At 30.8% G+C, this 20,907-nt stretch carries 20 protein-coding genes; 13 read left to right on the forward strand and 7 right to left on the reverse strand.

The window, feature by feature from the left end; all coding sequences use genetic code 11:
- Positions 1–25 precede the first annotated feature (25 nt).
- Positions 26–976 (reverse strand): IS3 family transposase, encoded by a 951-nt coding sequence (locus KFE69_08750; protein UTW44044.1) that lies wholly within the window; start codon positions 974–976, stop codon positions 26–28.
- Positions 937–1,230, reverse strand: coding sequence for a transposase (locus KFE69_08755; protein UTW41595.1), 294 nt, complete (start codon positions 1,228–1,230; stop codon positions 937–939). The genes KFE69_08750 and KFE69_08755 overlap by 40 nt, the downstream gene beginning before the upstream one ends.
- A 284-nt stretch (positions 1,231–1,514) precedes the next feature.
- On the opposite strand from KFE69_08755, the gene KFE69_08760 reads away from it, so the two are divergent.
- Together KFE69_08760 and KFE69_08765 are read left to right on the forward strand one after the other, a co-directional pair.
- A complete protein-coding gene (locus tag KFE69_08760) occupies positions 1,515–1,988 on the forward strand; it encodes a hypothetical protein (GenBank protein UTW41596.1) in 474 nt (157 codons plus the stop codon).
- 162 nt (positions 1,989–2,150) lie between these two features.
- Complete coding sequence (locus KFE69_08765) at positions 2,151–2,675, forward strand: hypothetical protein (protein UTW41597.1); 525 nt, start codon at positions 2,151–2,153, stop codon at positions 2,673–2,675.
- Positions 2,676–2,704: 29 nt separating this feature from the next.
- Here KFE69_08765 and KFE69_08770 read toward each other — a convergent pair whose 3' ends face one another.
- A complete protein-coding gene (locus KFE69_08770; protein UTW41598.1) occupies positions 2,705–3,559 on the reverse strand; it encodes a hypothetical protein in 855 nt (284 codons plus the stop codon).
- Positions 3,550–4,059, reverse strand: a complete 510-nt coding sequence (locus KFE69_08775) for a hypothetical protein (protein UTW41599.1) — start codon at positions 4,057–4,059, stop codon at positions 3,550–3,552. Before KFE69_08775 ends, KFE69_08770 begins: the two co-directional genes overlap by 10 nt.
- A 276-nt stretch (positions 4,060–4,335) precedes the next feature.
- Between KFE69_08775 and KFE69_08780 the strand changes: the two genes are divergently transcribed.
- A complete protein-coding gene (locus tag KFE69_08780; GenBank protein ID UTW41600.1) occupies positions 4,336–5,583 on the forward strand; it encodes a hypothetical protein in 1,248 nt (415 codons plus the stop codon).
- On the opposite strand, the gene KFE69_08785 is transcribed toward KFE69_08780, so the two are convergent.
- Entirely contained in the window at positions 5,561–6,631 is a 1,071-nt protein-coding gene (locus tag KFE69_08785; GenBank protein UTW41601.1) for a hypothetical protein, read from the reverse strand. The two genes, KFE69_08780 and KFE69_08785, sit on opposite strands and share 23 nt — an antisense overlap.
- A 252-nt stretch (positions 6,632–6,883) precedes the next feature.
- Here KFE69_08785 and KFE69_08790 point away from each other — a divergent pair, with 252 nt between their 5' ends.
- Together KFE69_08790 and KFE69_08795 are read left to right on the forward strand one after the other, a co-directional pair.
- A complete protein-coding gene (locus KFE69_08790) occupies positions 6,884–7,561 on the forward strand; it encodes an outer membrane beta-barrel protein (protein UTW41602.1) in 678 nt (225 codons plus the stop codon).
- An 85-nt stretch (positions 7,562–7,646) separates the two neighbouring features.
- Positions 7,647–9,368, forward strand: a complete 1,722-nt coding sequence (locus KFE69_08795) for a hypothetical protein (protein UTW41603.1) — start codon at positions 7,647–7,649, stop codon at positions 9,366–9,368.
- A gap of 7 nt (positions 9,369–9,375) precedes the next feature.
- On the opposite strand, the gene KFE69_08800 is transcribed toward KFE69_08795, so the two are convergent.
- Positions 9,376–9,975: a hypothetical protein gene (locus KFE69_08800; protein ID UTW41604.1), complete on the reverse strand. Its 600-nt coding sequence runs from the start codon at positions 9,973–9,975 to the stop codon at positions 9,376–9,378.
- A 388-nt stretch (positions 9,976–10,363) separates the two neighbouring features.
- Here KFE69_08800 and KFE69_08805 point away from each other — a divergent pair, with 388 nt between their 5' ends.
- Positions 10,364–11,215 carry a hypothetical protein gene (locus tag KFE69_08805; protein UTW41605.1) on the forward strand — a complete coding sequence of 284 codons (852 nt, stop codon included), beginning with the start codon at positions 10,364–10,366 and terminating at the stop codon, positions 11,213–11,215.
- Here KFE69_08805 and KFE69_08810 read toward each other — a convergent pair.
- Complete coding sequence (locus KFE69_08810) at positions 11,187–13,256, reverse strand: AMP-binding protein (GenBank protein ID UTW41606.1); 2,070 nt, start codon at positions 13,254–13,256, stop codon at positions 11,187–11,189. The two genes, KFE69_08805 and KFE69_08810, sit on opposite strands and share 29 nt — an antisense overlap.
- 275 nt (positions 13,257–13,531) lie before the next feature.
- Here KFE69_08810 and KFE69_08815 point away from each other — a divergent pair, with 275 nt between their 5' ends.
- The 7 genes from KFE69_08815 (at position 13,532) to KFE69_08845 (ending at position 20,907) form a co-directional block, all read left to right on the forward strand.
- A complete protein-coding gene (locus tag KFE69_08815) occupies positions 13,532–14,812 on the forward strand; it encodes a Glu/Leu/Phe/Val dehydrogenase (GenBank protein ID UTW41607.1) in 1,281 nt (426 codons plus the stop codon).
- 42 nt (positions 14,813–14,854) lie between these two features.
- The gene (locus tag KFE69_08820; GenBank protein UTW41608.1) at positions 14,855–15,196 is read left to right on the forward strand and encodes a DUF4286 family protein; all 342 of its coding nucleotides are present in this window, start codon (positions 14,855–14,857) and stop codon (positions 15,194–15,196) included.
- A 10-nt stretch (positions 15,197–15,206) separates the two neighbouring features.
- Complete coding sequence (gene hppD, locus KFE69_08825) at positions 15,207–16,277, forward strand: 4-hydroxyphenylpyruvate dioxygenase (GenBank protein ID UTW41609.1); 1,071 nt, start codon at positions 15,207–15,209, stop codon at positions 16,275–16,277.
- Positions 16,277–16,936, forward strand: coding sequence for a maleylacetoacetate isomerase (gene maiA, locus KFE69_08830; GenBank protein ID UTW44045.1), 660 nt, complete (start codon positions 16,277–16,279; stop codon positions 16,934–16,936). Before hppD ends, maiA begins: the two co-directional genes overlap by 1 nt.
- A gap of 22 nt (positions 16,937–16,958) precedes the next feature.
- Positions 16,959–18,260, forward strand: a complete 1,302-nt coding sequence (gene hmgA, locus KFE69_08835) for a homogentisate 1,2-dioxygenase (GenBank protein UTW41610.1) — start codon at positions 16,959–16,961, stop codon at positions 18,258–18,260.
- 16 nt (positions 18,261–18,276) lie between these two features.
- Positions 18,277–19,596: a fumarylacetoacetase gene (gene fahA / locus KFE69_08840; GenBank protein ID UTW41611.1), complete on the forward strand. Its 1,320-nt coding sequence runs from the start codon at positions 18,277–18,279 to the stop codon at positions 19,594–19,596.
- Between the two features lie 87 nt (positions 19,597–19,683).
- Positions 19,684–20,907: an amino acid permease gene (locus tag KFE69_08845; GenBank protein UTW41612.1), complete on the forward strand. Its 1,224-nt coding sequence runs from the start codon at positions 19,684–19,686 to the stop codon at positions 20,905–20,907.

A 20,907-nucleotide genomic window follows, 5' to 3' on the forward strand; every position in this document is an offset into this window, starting at 1 on the left:
GCAAAATATCTAAGAAATTGATCTGTCAACCTTTTACTAGACACTTGGCTATGGGATATTGTGGTTGATTAAAATAATTTCTTTCAAACTCCTCTGGTGATAAATAGTTTAACGTTGAGTGCATCCTTTGGCGGTTATAAAAAACTTCAACATATTCAAAGATACAGCGCATTGCTTGATTCCTAGTTTGGTATTTCTGATCATGTACAACTGCTAATTTCAAAGTATGGAAAAAACTTTCAGCTACAGCATTGTCATAGCAGTTACCCGTACTACTCATGCTTAATCTAATTCGATGCTTTTTAGTTAATTGATGATAAACTCGGCTTGTATATTGAGATCCCCTATCAGAGTGTAATATCAACCCTGAATCAGGCTGTCGCCTTTTAACTGCTTGATTAACTGCCCTTAAAACTAAATCAGCTGTAATACGCTGACTCATAGCCAAGCCAACAACTTTCCTTGAAAATAAGTCAACAACAGTTGCTAAATATAACCATCCTTCATTAGTTGGCACATAAGTGATATCACTCACCCATACCTCATTAGGAGCTTCTACCATGAATTTTTGTTTTAACAAATTAGGTGCAACATAATAAGGTCTTTTACTTTGATTGGTGGTTACCTTAAACTTTCTTCTTGCTTTAGCATAAAGCCCCAATTCTTTCATTAGCTTAGCAATACGTTTACGACCGACATAGATATCTAGTCGTCTAAGTAAAAGCTGTAACCGCCTTGTGCCATATTCTCCCTTTGAGTTTATGAATGCTTTGATTAACAGAGGGCGTAACTGGCTATTTATTATCTCTTTCTTAGACAAGTTACCACGACTGTACTGATAGTAAGCGCTACGACTAACACCAAAAATCTTTGCCATTCTCTCAATTGAGAAATCTCGCCGATACAAATTAATAAATTCATAAAGCTCGGCTCTTTTTACTTTTTCTTTGAGAAAATGGTTAACGCCTTTTTTAATATATCACGCTCCATGCTAACATCAGCTAATTGCTTTTTAAGCGCAAGTAATTCTTTTTCTTGTGCCGAGAGTTCTTTGGGTTTAAAGCTTTCATCTCCTCGTTGACGATACTCACTAACCCAGTTGTATAAAGTAGATTCTGCTACTCCTAATTGCTTTGTTAATTCTGATAAGCTTTTTTTACCATTAACATATAACGATGCTGCATTACGTTTAAATTCAGCATCATAAGAATGACGTTTTCTAGTTGTCATAAAGTTCTCCTGGTTTGTTGATAAGATGATAATTCATCCCATAACAAAGTGTCTACCTAATGGTAACCAGATCAAATTTCAGAAAAATGATTTTATAACGTCTTGAGAAATACTCATTATATGAGTTCAGTTAAAGGTAATAAATATAGAAAATATTAAATAAAGCAACTTATAAATATATTTCAAGAACATCATATTTATTGAGTACTTATACGCTACTATCTACCCTCAAACTAAGTAAATTTACATTACTTCATAAAACTTTTAGTATCAGGAATATTGCAATGGGGCTTAAAAAATTTAGTGATTTTATAAAAAGCATTAAAAAAGGACAATTAGAACCTGAAAATTTACAATACATTGGAAAAAAATATTATAAGGAGTTTGATAACTGGTTTTCGAGATTAAATCATAATAATTTTGATCAAGCAGACATCCTTAAAAATTATACAAAACCAGAGTCTGCTGAAGAGTGCTGCTATCAACTTATTAAAATATCGAATATGGTGGCTGGCTTTTTAAACGATGCGCTGAAACACTCAACAAAGTCTTGGGTAAAGATGTTCAATTATATGAAGGTAGTGGCGGTGAAATTGAACCACGAGACAAAGAAAAAATTATATCTGACTATAACGAATTATGTAATGACATATCCTATTATGAGGGTGATGACCCTCCTTATCCTGGAGATGAGCCAGATTTATCCTCTCCTAATAGCCTTTTCTACAACAGCGAAAAAAATAAGTTTAAATCTATAGATTTTCATATTTGATAATCATTATTTTTTACAATTGCATATTATACAATTAAATCCATCTTCTTAGAAAATTAATATATTTTTAAGCACTTCTACGCTATTTATATATCTTATTTAATTTAAATATAAATAATGAACAAATTAATAAATAAGGTAAACTACAATGACAAAAAAAGTTCTTATTATTCATGACTCATCAAATAAAGCTGATGATAATCTAATTGACCAGTTATATAAAGGATGTAATATATATTTTCCATCTAATAAGCTATCTACAACTGGCGTTGATATGATTAAACATAATGATACTCAAATATGGCTATCTAAAAACTTAGAAAGATTTAAATCAACTACTAAAAGCTATTTCAAAGGTGCTGACTTAGTTGTTTTTTCTCCTAATTTAAGTCGTGAAAATGATATACATACATGCAAGGATATGAAGATACCATATTTAATACTTTCTAAAAATGATGTTCAATCTAATAATGTACTAAATTTGATTGAAAATTATCCTTTGCAGCCTAAGGTTAAGCTGAAGAAAGAAATAACCATAACTAGCGAAGTTATACAAAATGACCCTCCTTATCCTGGAGATGGCCCAGACTTATACTCCCTTTTCTATAAAAATGATTTAAATAAAAGCAGTCAATCAGATGATTTAACATCTAAACAATCACTAGATAAGTAATTAACCTCTATACTCTCTAATAAGAATTATTATTTCTTAATTTCAATTGAATTGACACTATAATGATCACCAGAATTATTATTCCCATGCTCATTATAAAAGTGGTTTAATACTTTTATTTTTAGAGAACCAGGGATAATAGCAGGCCTCTTTATTAATTCATTGGTAAGTTCAATTTGTATTTCTGTAAACTGCCCAATTTGCTGGCCAACTAATGTATCATAATAATTTTTAGCTTTATGCATTGATTCAATTGCTTTCTCAATATTTGTTAAAGCACTCGTGGGTTGACATGATTTTATATGTTCATTTGGTAGTCTAAAATAATCTGAAATATCAAAATAAGTCAATGATAAATTAAAGTGAACATCTCCTATTTCTTTCATATCTAAAAATTGATCTAATTGTTTAATATCTAAAACTTGATGATATAATTCAATACCTTTTATTAATGAGGTTAAATCTTTTTTTGATTTATTTGCTTTAGCTATAATTTTTATAATTTCATCTCTGATTATTTGTTTTCCTTCGTAATAAATATCTTCTAAGTCATCTTCTGTTATATAAATCCCTTCTATAAACGGCTTGATAAATAAATCATGAATCTTACTATTAAGTAAATCATACTTACTTTGATGATTAATAAATAAACTTTTAATAATTTGATAAAATCTCTCGTATTCCAATAAAGAGGCATTAAGAATAATAAGCCCATGACGATACTTACTTTTCTCAAAACCTTCTAAATTAACAAGCTCATCTATTCTTAACCATTTATTTAATTGGCTAATTAGAGGGTTAATTTTTTCTAATTTATACAGTTGCTTTTTAAGGATAGTTTTTTGAGCCTGGATTTGTTTATCAATTATACTTTCTATAAACATATATCTTTGCTTAAATCTCTCATTTCATATGATTTTGAGCCTTTATAATTCTCTTTATAAAACAAAAAAAGTTTTTGCATTTTTTTATCTGATTTAAATCTATAAGCTTTATCAAATTTTTGTTTAAATTCTTCTACAACAGATTCTGGAGTTTTATCAATGATTAAACCATGTTCACCAGGCAAACAATAAGTTAGACTTATGTCAGATTTCATCACCTTATTGAGAACCTTTGAAATAGAAACGGCTAACTCACCTCTTAAATTAGGTAATAAACCCAATACATCAATCAAAGTAATTGCCGATTTAGTACTATTTTTAACATCATCAATACAGCTACTTGTTGTAACTAACAAATTTGCCACAGCTTGATTACTATGAAATAGTGATTTTTCAGGATACTTTTCCAAGTATCTTTCACCTAACAGTTTTAATACCTCTGGAGTTAGTGTTTCCAATTGACCAATTTTTACTAAATTAACTATTTTATCAAATTTCATCTAATTACCCTCATATATTATTAAAATTCAAACTAATATAAGAAAAAATAAACGAGGCAGAAAGCGTATAAATACTTAATATAAATAATTTACTTGCAATGGATTTTATTTTTTTAGAGTACATTTACGTTATTATTTTGGCAATAAAAGATTAAAATATCATTTATATTAACTACTACTATTGAAAAGTATCATATTAAATTACAACTTATATCCACGATCTATGATCGTTTAATAATCCAATAAAATCATGCTAAAAAGAGGTTGTTATAATCTATGTCAGCTAAAGAAGCTATAAAAATTCAAAGTTTATTTAGAGCTTATCGAACACGAAAAAAATTTCAAAAACCAAGCCCTACAAAATTAGTTCATTATACTACGTTTGCTGTAGGAAATGATCCATTACTTGAAATTCACAAATTAGAAAAACCAGATGATAGTTATGCTATTGTCGGTACCGGTGGATTAAGAAACTTATCTATTGCTCATGAGTTGTCATTAAACAATTTAAGGATTAAACCTCATATTTTTATCATTGATAACTCTTCTGATGTTCATCAATTTTGGTCTTTAATAAAAAAAAATTTTCAAATATCAAAATCAATCGATGACTTTTTAAAAAATCTTATGATCCCTAAATTTGGTAAATCTAGATGCTTTCGTCATTTATCAGATAAGTCATTTAAAAATTTAGCAATAAAAATGCAATGTGATCCAGATTCCTATCCAACTCAAAATTTAGCTAAATATTTTAAAGCTCTCTGGCAAGGAGATAATAATAAGTTTGAATGGTGCAAAGAATTGATAGACAAAGGGGTAACTTTACTTGAACAATCTTGGACAAATGAAAAAGCTTTTAAATTTATTAAAAATATTTGTGATTATCATGAATATAATATTTACTGCTACCCTTCAAATATCTACGAATGTTTAAACAATGATGGGCATAAAAAATTACTTAAAAAAAATATCCAGTTATTAAAACCAAAAGCAACTATCTATACAAGTGGTAGAATCTTCCCTAATATAGTCTATCATCAAATTGGAAAATACAACTTTCCAGTTCTAAATACTCAAGCTAAAGCCAAAGATAAGCAATTTTTGAAAATTAAAAATATTCTTGAAAACTCTAATACTACGAAATTAAAACGTTCATCATTTGCTAATTGTAAAACCTTACAAGATTTATGTTTTGCTGCATCGATTCGACAGAAAAGTGGGTGGAGACATCCAAAAAGCACTACAACAACCGGTGATGAACTTGTCAAATTTTTAAATCTTTCTAAAAACAATTTACTTAAGCTAGAAATTTGCCCAAATAATGAAAAGATTCGTATGAGAGGTATAAGAAGTTATGCCATCTATGGAGTGAAAAGTTCAAGTGGATATTTTTTTAACTCTCAAGATAAAGATAATGAAAAGTTCTTCCATCATTCACAAAATGAAAATCAGAAAGAACCTATGCTCCTTTTTGAAAAATACTTAAACAAAGATGATATTTCTAATCATACCTTAACCACTTAGGCTTTGCAGTTTTAAAGAACTCAGCCTTTTGGTTTTCTCTTTTTTTAGCATAATAGTTTGCAGCAAAGTCAAATATATCTTGGATGATTCTTCGAATATGCACTGAACTTTCTATTGCACCATAGCCCTTTAATTTAGAAACCAGTGGAATATCAGATTCGTCATCAACAGGTAATGGACTTAAGGCTAAATATCTTCTCCAACGAATAAGCGCAATTAAAGAGTTTTCATCAAACTCAACTTCTCTTTTTTTATTGGTCCTTAAATACCATTTATTATTTTTTTGAATAATATCCGCCATAGTTGGCGTAAAACTACCTTTTATAACTAACTCTGATGGCTTAATACGCATATTAATAATTAAGTTAACTATAAAATATGAACGTTCATGTAGTGATATATTTTTCTCGGACATATAATTAGCAATAAACAAAGTATCAGCTAACTGCTCTTTAGTAAATTTAATCTTAGTCGTGACAGTTTCTATTTTAGAACAAATTTTCTGACGCAATAATATAATAGGATTATGTGAGGCATAGTTTACTTTTAAAAGATAATTAAAAAATGTGCTTAAAATCATAATCATTTCTTTTAGAGAATTTTTTGCTATATTAAAAGATCTACTACTAGGGGCAGTCTCTTTACTCGATGATAAAATACCCCCATTAATGCCTAAAAAAGGACGCCAGTTTGGATTTGGAATTCTTGTATGATCTTCACTATTAATAAACTTGCTTAATTTTCGCTCACTTCTCCAGCTTTGAGGTGGAGACTGACAAAACTCAAGATATTTATTGATATCTTCTATTGTAAGCAATGGTAGTGATTTTTTTGCAACCAGCCAACACCAATGCAATAATCTTTCAACTTCTCGTCTATAAGAGTTAAATGTACCTTCAAATCTGGCATTATTTTGTAAAAAAAGCTTTGCATATAGATAGTCATTTTCATTTTTTATGTTTAACTGATTATCATTAGTATTACTAAATATATATTTTTTTGTATCAAATAATGGAACAGGTATAGATTGTTCAATGGTCATAGTCATTTTTAGTCTCCAAAATAAACTTAATTAATATCATTAAATAAAACGCCAATTAATTTAATTAATGTTGACAAGTACATAAACCGCAAAAGTACGCAAAATAACCAACCATTGAATTGATTATTTTATATCCCATATCTAATTTCACGTAGTTCTACGCTATTTTTATTTTTTAACGCACTATAAAATCCATAAAAATTACAAAAGATATACTTTTGTGCCACTTTAAACAAATTAAAATAGAGGAGCATAACAATGAAAAAGATAAATACAGTACTCACTTCACTAACGTTATTAACAGCGGCAGCATCAATGAGCTACGCATCTACAGCAGCAAAATCTGGTATTAAAATCCAAGGTCAAGCATCTTATAATATGACACCTGATAATATATTTAACCAATCCAGTAATGATATAGTTACTATTCCTGAAGTAACAAGTACAGAAACAACCAATGGTGGTTATGGTGGGGGCGTATTTGTAGGATATGAATATGCATTTCATAGCAATATGACTTTAGGCGGAAAATTGGGTTATCAATATGTATATGACATAAATTCTCTAAATATTACTACAACTGACGGCTCTGATAATGTAAAGCTAAATGTACATAATATCCCTTTACTTGCAACATTTAGTTACTATTTCAATTCAGGTTGGTTAATCTCTACTGAAGCAGGTATTGATTTACAAAAATGGCAAATTAAAGAACACGCTGATAGTTATGGCAGTTCTACGACTTCATCAAACTGGAATATTGCCCCAATGCTTGGCGTCTCTAGCGGCTATCAATGGCAAAATGGATTATCATTAACAGCTAGCTATAGCTATGTTTTTGGCAAGAGCACCGATGATCTTGGTTCAGTAGGAACGAATAAAGCACTTGCTTTTTCAAGCATTGGAATCAATTTAAGTTATATTATTCCAATGTAACTATATACCACTAATAAAAGTTTAAACTGTAATAATACAAATTTACCAACCTATCTCTTGATAATAATTATAAAGGTAAGTCAAAATGACCATTAAAAAACATAAATCTATTTCTATTCTAATAAATATGATGGTACTTAGCCTATTCTTAAGTGGTTGTTTCCATAGCTCTACAGGTGATAACTCATCAACTCCAACCGAAGCAAAATATAAAGCTTCAATCGACTCAATAGAGCTAAACTCAAGAAATACGGATAATATGGGAAAAGTTGAAGTTAGTTTATCATCCTTAACAAATCTAGCTTTAGCAAGTGATAAACAAACATTTGAAATTCACTTATCTGATACGGGCGGCTATCAATTTAGCCCTTCAAGCTGCAAGATTTCCTTATTACACCCATGTAGCTTTACTGTAGATGGTAAAAATAATGAAAATTCTGATCACACTATATCAATTCTAACGAAAGAGTCTGATATCGTGACAGACACACCTATCCTATTACACGCACTTCCAAATGAAGCATTTCCAGTGGCTATCACACCTGAATATATATTAATGCAGTCAAGTAATACACTTTATCTTGCTAACTATAATCTTAACTCAGAAGATATCATTATCAATACAATTAATATGCCAAATGATGCAACTAAAATCAGCCATATTTATACCAGTAAAGCTGGAAATACAATTATTACTTATGAAAATACTGCAAAAGCAATCTTAGTTAATAAAAATGGCGATTTAAAACTAATTAATCCACCTGAAAAAACTGATAAAGTAGCTAAAGTTTATATGAGTGAAAATGCTAGAACACTCATTCAATATAATAAACTTTCAACTGTTAAATTAATTGATCAAAAGAGTATTTCATCAGATATTAAAGCGCCTAATAAAACTGCCAAAGTTAAAGAAATTGCTTATACTCAAAATGGTCAGTTTGTAATTTCATATACAAATACGCCTAATGCAACCTTAATCAAAGCAACGAATGAAATTAATACAATTACACCACCAGAGAATAGCCACTATCTATCTGATTTATTAAATTCAGCCAATCGCAATCAAATAGCAATAGTATATGATAGCAATCTAATCCAACTCATAAAATCAGATGGTTCTTTATTAACAATAAACTTAAATGAGATTAATGATGCTATTGATAGTAAAGATTATAAAATAGATAAATTTTATTTAAAATCTATTTTTATCTCTAAAAATAATAACGTAAATATTCAGTATAAAGCTGATTTAGGTGAAGATATACTTAATAACTTTATTATCTATACAGCTGATAAACAAATTATTAATCCATGCTTTAGCCGATGTAGTTTTGAACATATTATTTACTCAGAAAATAAAATAGTTATCATTTATGGGACTCAAATCATAACAATTGATAATGAAGGTAATAGACAACCCTATAAGTATCCTAAAGGGTTTTATTCATTTGACTTTCTTTCTGCTATAGTTACTGATAATGGGTCTGTATTAATACAGTTTAAAAATACCAATGACACATTATTATTAAAAAATGATGGTTCTGAAACGATTATTAACCCTATAATAAATCATAATATACTAAATATTTATACAACTGGAAATAGTAACTTTATTATTACCTATGAAAGTACGCCAATTAGTCAAATGCTTGATAAGGACTATAAGTCAACGATTCTACCAAGCCCTGATAATGCAAAAAGCATCACTAATATAATTTCAGACTCAGATGGTGATTTTTCGATTGCTTATAGTGGAACTGAGATTGATTATATAGTTAATAAAAATAGAAAGATCATGCAGTTATAAGAAATTATTATTTTATTGGAGAATAAGACATACTTTTATATTTAGTATGTTTCATAAGGATAGGTGGTGTTATCGGAACATCAACATTTTTAACATCAATTTGTTTATTATTTAATAATACATTGCCCTTTTTAAAGTTTTTCAAACTCTCATTATACTGATTAACTTGATTATATAGGTTTGAAATATATTCAAAACGATATCTAATTTTATCGCTAGATTTTGACTTATTTTGATCTATTGCATATTTACAACATTTAAGTGTTAGCATCATTCCAAACTCAAAAGTACTAAACATCTCGGTATCTTTTTTTAACTTACTCAAAAAACTATTTCGGCGACAATTTATTATTTCGCTATGCATAATATATAGCTTTGAACTTATCAGTTCTAAATTTTTTTTAGTAATTGATTGCCAATGATCCTTACCTTTAATGACTATTTCATTTCTATAAATATTCATATCAATCAATAATTCTTTTAAGTTAAAAGAAACTTTATTCCGATCCTTATAATTTTTTAAGTAGCTTTTATCATACATCAATAATTTTGAATTAAGGCTTGCCTGCAAAAGCTCAATATCATCTTTTAATTTTAAGATATTCATCATAAATCCTCCATAATCTATTTGATTGAATTCATTAGTAACCAAAGAACCAACAATTCAGTTACCTGGTCACTAATATATTTTAATTTAAAGCTTATGTATAATTTTTCAAATTTTAGATGAAACAATACAAATAATATTTAAATTTTAATTTAATGAATTATTTATCAAAAATTAATCTTTAATCTGTAATAATATTTTAAAAATTTGAAGTTATTTAATGAAACATAAAATAATTTTACATTAAATATCATATAGATAATTTTATTATTTATTTTTTATATGATCTAAATTAATTTTTTATTATTTGGTTATGTAAAATTTGATTTTTAGCAAAAAATAATTTAATATAAACTCCGTTAAAATAACTGATTATAAAAATAAAAATATGCTAAATAACATAACTAAATTTGAATATCACTCTCTTAAAGATATTCACCATGACTTGTGGAAAAAACATTATCTATCATTGAGAAAAATTGTTAATCAATTAGATATTCCTTTTGCAGTAGAAGGCCTTACCTATACCAAAGTATTTAAATCAGGACTTGGTATTAATATACCACTTAAAACTTGTGATGAGTTTAAAACTTGGGCAGCATCCAATAATGCAAAGATTTCTAGCTTTGATGAAATTTTATATCGACCTGCTATCGTTAACTTGAATGACTTAGCACAATTATCTTGTGAAAATGCTTATCACCTAGATATCGTTACTCAAGACAGACTTAGATTATTACCTATTCATTATATCTATAATTTAGATAACTCAATTAGTAACCTTTGTTTTTTTGTTAAAACGCCATTATATACTAACTCATTATCAAAGCTTCAATGGTTAGATATGTCTCAAATGATTAATAAAATTGAAAAATTAATTCAAATTAATCATCCAAAACTTATAACTGACTTTACTGTTAAACCAATTGCAAATACACATATAAATCTATGTTCCTCAATCCCGTTATATTTTCAAAGTTTAAATAAATCTGAAATACTTTGTATTATTGCTATTTATCATGGCAATTTTGAAGTAAAAGATATTGCATCAATCCTATGTCGCTCAGTTAGAACCGTTCAAACATTAGTCCAATCATTAGTTAAAAAATTTGGCTTTAAAAATCGTTATGAGCTATATGCTGAAATATATAATAATGCACAATATATCAAATACTTTTATCAGCGTGAATTAGATTTGAAACTACCTAAGTCTATAATGGCTGCTCCATCTTTAGTTTAGCGCTATATTTAACATAGCCATCCCTTAACACTCGTCGCATTACTTTATTGGATGCTGTTCTTGGTAATTTATCTACAATTATAATATCAGATAATTTAAATAAAGGATTTAAATGCTGGTTAATTAATTGCTGCATCTTATATTTTAAATTATTTTCATTTTCCTCTTTTGATAAAACAATAAAAATCACAAGCTTTGAAGGTCCTCCCTCCGTAGCATTAATGGCAATGGCTGCAGATTCATAAATGATTTCTAGCTTATTTACACAACGCTCAACTTCAGCAGAAGAAGTCTTTATTCCTCCTAAATTCATAGTATCGTCTGCGCGCCCTTGCGCTCTATAAAAATAGCCTTCATTATTTTTTATTCTTTTAATTTCATCGCCATGACGTCTTAGTTGTTTTCCATTTATATTGGGCATATCTTTATAATAAACCGCATTATGATCTTTATTTAATAAATCTAAAGATAAACCAAAAGATGGTCCAATTAATGCCACTTCTCCTTCAGCCTCACCTTCTATTACTTGAGCCTTATCATCTAATAAGCACAAATCCAATCCAAATGTAGGTGTTGTAAATGTTGATGGGATTAATGGCTCAACGGTCGTTGCTGTAATATAAGCACCCCCTATTTCAGTGCCGCCACAATACTCAACCACAGGTGCATAATTAGCTTTAGATGATAAATACAGCATATCATCAAAATTTGAACATTCACCGGTAGAGCCAAATGCTTTTATTCGCCCCCAATTAATCGTTGAGTCCAAAAAACCTTTTGATCTTAAAGCACTAACAATACTCGGCACAATACCCAATTTAGTTACTTTTGCATTTTCAATAAATTGTGCAAAAGCTTTGCTAGTTGGTGCAGCATAATAAAGTGCTAACGTTGCACCATGCAATAAGGCTGTTAAGCTAACCCATGGCCCCATCATCCAGCCTAAATTTGTTGGCCATGCCCATATATCTTCACTATTTGTATCAAAGTGTAATAAGCTATCTGAATAGACTTTTACTGCTGTTGAATGACTCCAAGGAATTGCTTTTGGTTGTCCTGTTGTACCAGATGAAAATAATACATTAATCTCATCATCTGCTTGGCATGAAACAGATTCAAATACATCTAAAGCATTATCAATCAATTGATCAAAGCTTACATCCTGATCTCGCATTTCTATATCTGAATTGGAAGATTTTATAACAAATATTTTTTCTGGATTTGCTTGTTTTACCTTATCATATAGTGGAATTTTTTTATTATTTCTTATGATATAATCTTCTGTAAAAATTGCTTTTGCACTAGTAATATCTAAACGTACTTTAATTTCATCGCTGGCAAAACTATCAGCAATTGAAACAACACTTAAACCCGCTTTAATGATTGCAAGATAAATAGCAACAGCTTCAACTGTCATTGTCATATTAATGGCGATACGATCACCCTTTTTAAAGCCTTGACTAATCAAACCATTGGCTACTTTATTAACCAATAGATTTAATTGATCATATGTAACTGAATGACAAAAACCATCTTCTTTTGCATAAATAATCGCAACTTTATTTTTATCATGCTCTAAACAATTATCAACAATATTAAACGCTGCACCAATTAACCATTTAGGATTAATTGGATCACTAATATCCATTAAAGAGGCATAAGGCTTTTTATAGTGAATACCCATCTGCTCAATAATTTTTTGCCAAAATTGAAGCTTATTCTCAATGCTATATCGATGAAAGTCACTTACAGAATCAATATCTAATGATTTCATCCATAACGCCAGATAGGAATTTGCAATCGTTTCATTATTAGGGATGTAAGCATAGGCATTAGTTTTATTTTGATAAATTAAATCAAATAGGTTTTTTTGCAGATCAAAAGGTATTTTAGACTCTTTGATTATGGATAAAATATGTACCCACTTCTGTTGCGATGCGACAGTAGATTGTAATATAGATTTAAGCTTATTTATCTGATTAATATTTAGATAATTAGATAAATAACTTAATTGTTCAAACCTATGATTATCAAGCGCCATTTAATTCTCCTAAGCATATGAGATTCCCTGAAATTATTGCAATTAGTTTTAACTTAATTTTATCTATGCTGCAACTAATAAACGCTTATTTATGTTTAAATTAATTGATGCGCCATTAAACAGTTAACATAAAAAATATTAGACAAAACAACTGATTCTATTTACTATCGTATTAACTCTTATGACGCTAGTAGTTAGTTTTTCTTATAAGAGATTTTAAAAAGAAAAGCTCACTAAATCTATTTTAGAAATTTATTTAGTTTAAGGATTTTGACATGGATACAATGGATATGACCAATATTACAGAAATAACAAACGATACTGATTATTTAACCGAATTTCAGGGTCAAGTAATTCACAATTTAGAAGCATTTACACAAAAAGAGCCCGAAATCAAATTCACCTGGAAAGATAGTCATTCAGACACTCGAGGTTTTTTAGTTATCAACTCGCTTAAAGGCAATGCTTGTGGTGGTGGTACAAGAGTTCATGAAAATGTTAGTGTTAATGAAGTGACAACATTAGCAAAAATTATGGAAATTAAATTTGCCTTTTCAGGTCCTGAAATTGGTGGCGCTAAAACAGGTATTCAACTCGATCCAACCCATCCTCAAAAATATGAGATTTTAGAGCGCTGGTATCAAGCCATTAAACCTATTTTAAAAAATTGCTATGGTACCGGAAGTGATTTAAATACTGATATTCATAAAATCAATGAAACACTTAAACCAATGGGTATTGAAAACTCGCAAGAAGGTATTATCTATGCCGTAACTAAAGGCGATGAAGCTAAAAAAAGCCAAGCAATTAATAATATGAAATTATTAGCTCAATCAGTTCAATTAACCTCAGAGCTATCTGTTCAACTAGCTGAGCTTGTTACAGGTTATGGCGTCTTTGCTTCTATTGATAGTTTTTTAACGATTGCTAAAGACTCACTACAAGATAAAAAAGTATTTATTCAAGGTGTTGGCAATGTTGGTGCTGCTGCTTTGTGGTATTTGTACAATGCTGGCGCTAAAATTGTTGCATTAAGTGATCATAATGGCGGCTTATTATTTGACAATGGCATAAGTAAAGAACAATTGATTAGTGTTATAAAAAATAGATCACTAAGTCATTTAGGCATAGAGCTTTATAACCATGATGAATTTAACCAACAATTTATTAATACTACGGTCGATGTTTTTGTTCCAGCAGCTGGCTCTAACCTAATTAACAAATCATTTATCGATCAACTTTATGATAATGGGCTTAGCCTAATTGCTTGTGGAGCAAATCATCCTTTTGTTGAAAATGAATATTGCTATGGTGTCTGCTCACAATATCTAGATCGTAAATTAACCGTCATTCCAGACTTTCTAGCTAATATGGGTATGGCAAGAACATTCTACCATTTGATGAGCGAACAATCCGATCATAATTTAACTACAGAAAATGTATTTAAAGATATCTATCAAGAAATTCATCAAAATATTGAACAAGCCTATGCAATCAATAACGGTAAACTAATGACTGCATCGCTTTATAAAATGGCATTAGATCGTATATCATAGAGATCGTTTTATGATGGAGATAAAAATTAGGAATTTATAACTATGGTTATTTATGAAATTAATCTAAGTGTTCATCAATCAATCTATGACACCTATCTAACATGGCTTAAGCCTCACGTTGCAGATATGTTAAATTTTGATGGCTTTAGACGCGCACAAATTAATGAAGAAATTCAAACAAACAGTTCTGAAATGTGCTTAATAACCGTGCGATATGCAATCGATAGCTGGCCTTATTTAGAAGATTATTTAGAAAATCATGCTCAAAGCATGAGAGATCAAGCAGTTGATTTATTTGGTAATAAATTTAGTGCCACAAGACGAATTTTCACAATTTTAGATACCATTAGCATTAGCAAACAAACGGAAGCTAACATCATTTAAGGAGTAAGCCATGCAAGCATTCGATAATCCGGCCAATACCAATGGCTTTGCATTTTTAGAATATACTTCTACCTCACCTGAATCATTAAGAGCACTTTTTCAAAGTTTAGGCTTTAGCCATGTTGCCAATCATAAAACAAAAAAATTAGAAGTATGGCAACAAAATAATATTTTCTTTTTAATCAATGCCGAAGCTGGTGGCTTTGCAGAGTCCTTCGCTAAAAAACATGGTGGTGGTGTCTGTAGTATGGGTTTTTTAGTTAAAGACTCTAAAGCAGCTTATCAATATACAAAAAACGCTGGTGCAAACGATGTTGAAGCAGCAAGCGATAATTGGCATGATGATTCAATTAAATTAATTCATGGTATTGCAGATACGCGCCTATATTTAACACCTTATGCAAATATTCTTGATAGTGATTTATTTGATAAGCTGCCTAATAGTGATGAAACTATGAAGAATAATCAAGTTGGTCTTAAGACGCTCGATCATGTTACACACAATGTATTTAGAGGCAATATGGACAAATGGGCGGGCTTCTATGAAAAACTATTTAATTTTCGTGAAATTCGCTACTTTGATATCGAAGGGAAATTAACCGGTCTATTTAGCCGTGCTATGACTAGCCCTTGCCATAAAATTCGTATCCCAATTAATGAATCGGCTGATGATAAGTCTCAAATTGAAGAATTTTTGCATGAATATCATGGTGAAGGTATTCAACATATTGCATTAGAATCTAGTGATATTTATAAAACGATTGAAACACTGCGCAGTCAAGGTAGTGAATTTATGCATACACCAGATACGTATTATAAAAATATTCATAAGCGCTTACCTCATCATACTGAATCAGTCGAACGTATGCAGAAAAACCGCATTTTAATTGATGGCGCACCGACTAAAGATGGTGGTATTTTACTACAAATTTTTACACAAACAGTTATTGGCCCAGTTTTCTTTGAAATCATTCAACGCAAAGGTGATGAAGGCTTTGGTGAAGGTAATTTCCAAGCTTTATTTGACTCAATTGAGTTGGATCAGATTGAGCGTGGTGTTTTAGAGGATACCAAAAAATGATCAAGCTCTATGATTATTTTCGATCTTCAGCATCCTATCGTGTACGCATTGCACTTGAATTAAAACAAATTACCTATGAATTAGTCCAAGTGCATCTTGTCAATAATGGTGGTGAGCAATACAGTGATGATTATCAAAAACTAAACCCAATGCAACGCGTACCAACACTTGTTGATGGGGATTTTACTTTAACTCAATCATTAGCAATTATTACTTATCTTGACAATAAATACCCCAATAACTCCCTACTTTCAACAAGCAAAGAAACCTCTGCACAAATCTTAAGTTTTGCTCAAACCATTGCTTGTGATATTCATCCTTTGAATAATTTATCTGTCTTAAAATATCTCAAAGCTAACTTAAACTGTAGTGAAGATGAAAAAATAAAGTGGTATCACCACTGGATTCATACAGGCTTTAAAGCAATTGAAACTCAACTTAAAAAAACAAAAGGTCTTTATTCATTTGACAGTCAAGTTACGCTAGCTGACTTATGCCTTATTCCACAAGTTTATAATGCCATTCGTTTTGAAGTGGATTTGAGTGATTATCCTTTAATTAACTTAGTTTACAACAACTGCAATAAATTAGATGCATTTAAAAAAGCATCGCCAGAATATGTAGAACAAAATCAGATTAAGGCTAAAACTGCCGTTTGAACAAAAATTTTTGGAGTATTCAATGACACAAACATATCAATCAGGCTTTCATAACTACTTTCAAAGTGAAAGTATTGAAGGTGCTTTACCCAAAGATCGCAACTCCCCTCAAAAAGCACCGTTTGGCTTATATGCTGAACAAATCAATCATAGTGCTTTTACAGCGCCTAGAAGCCAAAACTTTAATAGCTGGTTATATCGAATCCACCCATCTGTTTTAAATTGCGCACCTGCAAGCCGTGTTATTAATCATTTAATACGAGATTATCATTATCAAGATGACTTAATTACACCACCAGATCAAATGCGCTGGTCGCCACAACCTGAACCTCAAAAACCAACTGACTTTATCTCATCCTTAGCAACGATGGCTTATAATCATTCAGCTGCAATTCATCTATATCATGCTAATACATCAATGGAAGAGAGCTTCTTTTATAATGCTGATGGCGACTTTTTAGTTGTACCACAGATGGGTGGCTTAACATTTAAAACTGAGCTGGGTGTTATTGATGTATCTCCGGGTGAGATTGTTGTCATCCCACGTGGCATTCGCTTTCAAGTTATTTTAAATGAGTCTCATGCACGCGGCTATATTTGTGAAGTTCAACAAAGCACACTCTACCTACCAGAGCGAGGCCCTATTGGTGCAAACGGCCTAGCTGAGGAACGTCATTTTCTATCTCCTTGTGCAAACTTCGAAGATAAACAAGGTGATTTTACGCTATATAGTAAATTTCAAGGTCATTTATGGCAGATGGATATTCAACATTCGCCTTTAGATGTGGTTGCCTGGCATGGTAATTGTGCACCTTATAAATACGATTTATCACTATTTACCCCCATTAATAGTGTCTTAAAAGATCATGCAGACCCAAGTATTTTTACTGTATTAACTGCACCATCAACTATAGCAGGTACTGCTAATATGGATTTTGTCATATTTCCAGAACGTTGGATGACTCAAGAAAACACCTTTAGACCCCCCTATTATCATCGTAATATTATGAGTGAATTTATGGGCTTAATTTTTGGTCAATATGACGCAAAAGAAACAGGGTTTATTCCTGGTGGTACAAGTTTGCATAATACCATGAGTGGTCATGGCGTTGATGCTGAAGTATTTGAAAAAGCATCAACAATGAAAGAAGCTCCACAACGCTATCAAAATACTCTAGCATTTATGTTTGAAAGTAATGCAACATGGCAAGTAACAGAATATGCATTTAATGCAGCCTTTCGCCAAAGAGATTACTTAGATTGCTGGAAAGGATTAAAATCTAATTTTACTAATAGCAAAACAACCGCAACAATAGATCAGTAATTAATAGGATATAACTATGATTGAAGCAAATAACCCAAAACTTTCTTCGTTTATTACCATCCCACATGGACATGATTTTCCAATTCAAAATTTACCTTTTGGTATTTTTAGTGATACACAAAATCCTCAAAAGCGTATTGGCGTTGCCATTGGTGATTTTGTCTTTGACCTATTCAGCGCATTTGAGAGTGATTTATTTACAGATCAAGCCATTGATAAAAATATTCTCAAAGGTGAGTCTCTAAATGACTTAATGGCCCTTGAAAGAAATAAAATTACTGAGCTTAGAAATGCCATTAGTCGATTATTAAGGCATGACACCCTCACCATACAAAACGATGATGAGTTAAAACAAAAATTGTTAATTTCTATGGATCAAGTAACCCTACATATGCCCGTTAAAATTGGTGGCTATACTGACTTTTATTCATCCATCGAACATGCATCAAATATTGGTAAATTATTTAGAGATAAGGATAACCCACTTTTACCTAACTGGCGTCACCTACCTGTTGCTTATGACGGCAGAGCCGGTAGTGTCGTTGTCAGTGGTACTAATTTCAGACGTCCCATTGGCCAAACTAAGCCTAATGAGGGAGCACCTACTTATTCAGCTTCAAAGGCTTTAGATATTGAAGTCGAAGTCGGCTATTTTGTTGGTAATGCAACCACGCACGGTGAACAAATAACAACTGAAAAAGCCCCCCAACATATCTTTGGTATGGTTTTAGTCAATGATTGGAGTGCCAGAGATATTCAAAAATGGGAATATGTGCCACTAGGTCCATTTTTAGGTAAAAATTTCTGCACATCGATCTCACCTTGGGTTGTCACATTAGATGCCTTAGAACCATTTCGAGTAGAAAGTCCAAAACAAGACCCACAAGTTTTACCTTATCTTCAACGTGCTGCTGATTGGGGCGTTAATATTAACTTGGAATTTGCCATCCAAACGCCAACTATGAGTAAGCCAGAAGCCATTGCAACGATGAATTTTAAAGATATGTATTGGGATTTTACACAACAACTAGCACATCATAGTGTTAATGGTTGTCCTATGAATACTGGTGATTTATTAGCATCTGGCACAATCAGCGGCTCGAATGAAAAAAGTTTTGGTAGTATGATTGAGCTAACCTTTGGTGGTAAAGAAACCATTAAATTAATGAATCAAGAAGAACGCAAATTCCTCCAAGATGGTGATACTGCTGTTATTAAAGGCTATTGTCAAAATGAAGATTATCGTATTGGTTTTGGTGAAGTCAAAGGTACGGTCTTACCAGCTTTAAATACAACTGAAACTGAAAGTTTTACAACAGAAAAAGAAACAGCCTAAGGTTTCTTTTTTATCTATACATCGTCTTAATCAAACGATATCATAATACTGCTTTAACGGTACAAATCTAATTATTTAAGGCTATTTATGTTTAAATATCTCATTTCCCGTGAATTTGGTGGTGCTTTAATCATTACCGGCACCTGTATTGGTGCTGGCATGCTATCTATTCCTTTAGTAACAGCGGCCAGTGGCTATACAACATCAATTATTTTATTGGTACTTGTTTGGTTACTGATGACTATTACAGCCTGTTTAATTAATGAAACCAACCTTGCTTTTAAAGATGGTACTAACTTTAGTAATATGGCTTATTATACTCTAGGTAGAGTTGGCCAACTGATTACCTTTTTATCTTATTTACTTTTGCTGTATTCACTATCAGCAGCTTATACAACTGGTGGCGCTTCCCTTTTAAGCTTATTATTATCTTATTTTGGTATTAGCTTAAATGTAAAACTAAATGCTGCCATATTTGTTATTGTTCTAGGTGCATTTGTCTATTTTGGAACTCGAGTCGTTGATCAGATTAATAAAGTACTATTAACCTTTAAAGTAATTACATTTCTTGGCTTAGTCATCTTTATTGCGCCACAGCTATCCATTGAAAAATTAATTCAAGCCAATGCAGGTATGCCTTATATTTGGGCAGCTTTTCCAATTTTAATTACCTCATTTGGCTTTCATCATATTTTACCTACGGTTAGAAGCTATCTTAACTCTGATCGCAAAAAGTTATATAGGGCAACGATTGTTGGCAGTACACTGCCATTAATAATCTATATAATTTGGAATACCGTTTCATTAGGTGCAATTCCTTTATATGGCGATGATAGCTATCAAAATATTGCAGCAAATGGTAATCAATTGGGTGACTTTGTTTCAACGATTGCAACCTATCTAAATGTACCTGAGGTAACTGCATTTATTAATGCATTTACAAATATTGCCGTCACCACCTCATTTTTAGGAGTAACTTTAGGTTTATATAACTTTAATCAAGATACTTATAAATTAAAAACTAAGCCACATAGTCATCGCTTATTAGCCTTTATCATTACATTTTTACCTGCATGGTTATATGCAATTTACTATCCTGATGGGTTTAAAAATGCACTTGGTTATGCCAGTATCTTTGTTGCAATTATACTCATTAGTATACCTGCTTTAATGAATTGGAAAGTCAGAAAAAGCCAAAAACGTCTTACATTATTTAGTAAATTATTATTAATTTTAGTTTTCTTAATTGGTATTGGTATTATTTTACTTCAAATTGCTACTGATTTTGGCCTACTTTCTGTTTTAAAATAA

The organism is bacterium SCSIO 12844 (genome assembly GCA_024397935.1).
Lineage (GTDB): Bacteria > Pseudomonadota > Gammaproteobacteria > Francisellales > Francisellaceae > M0027.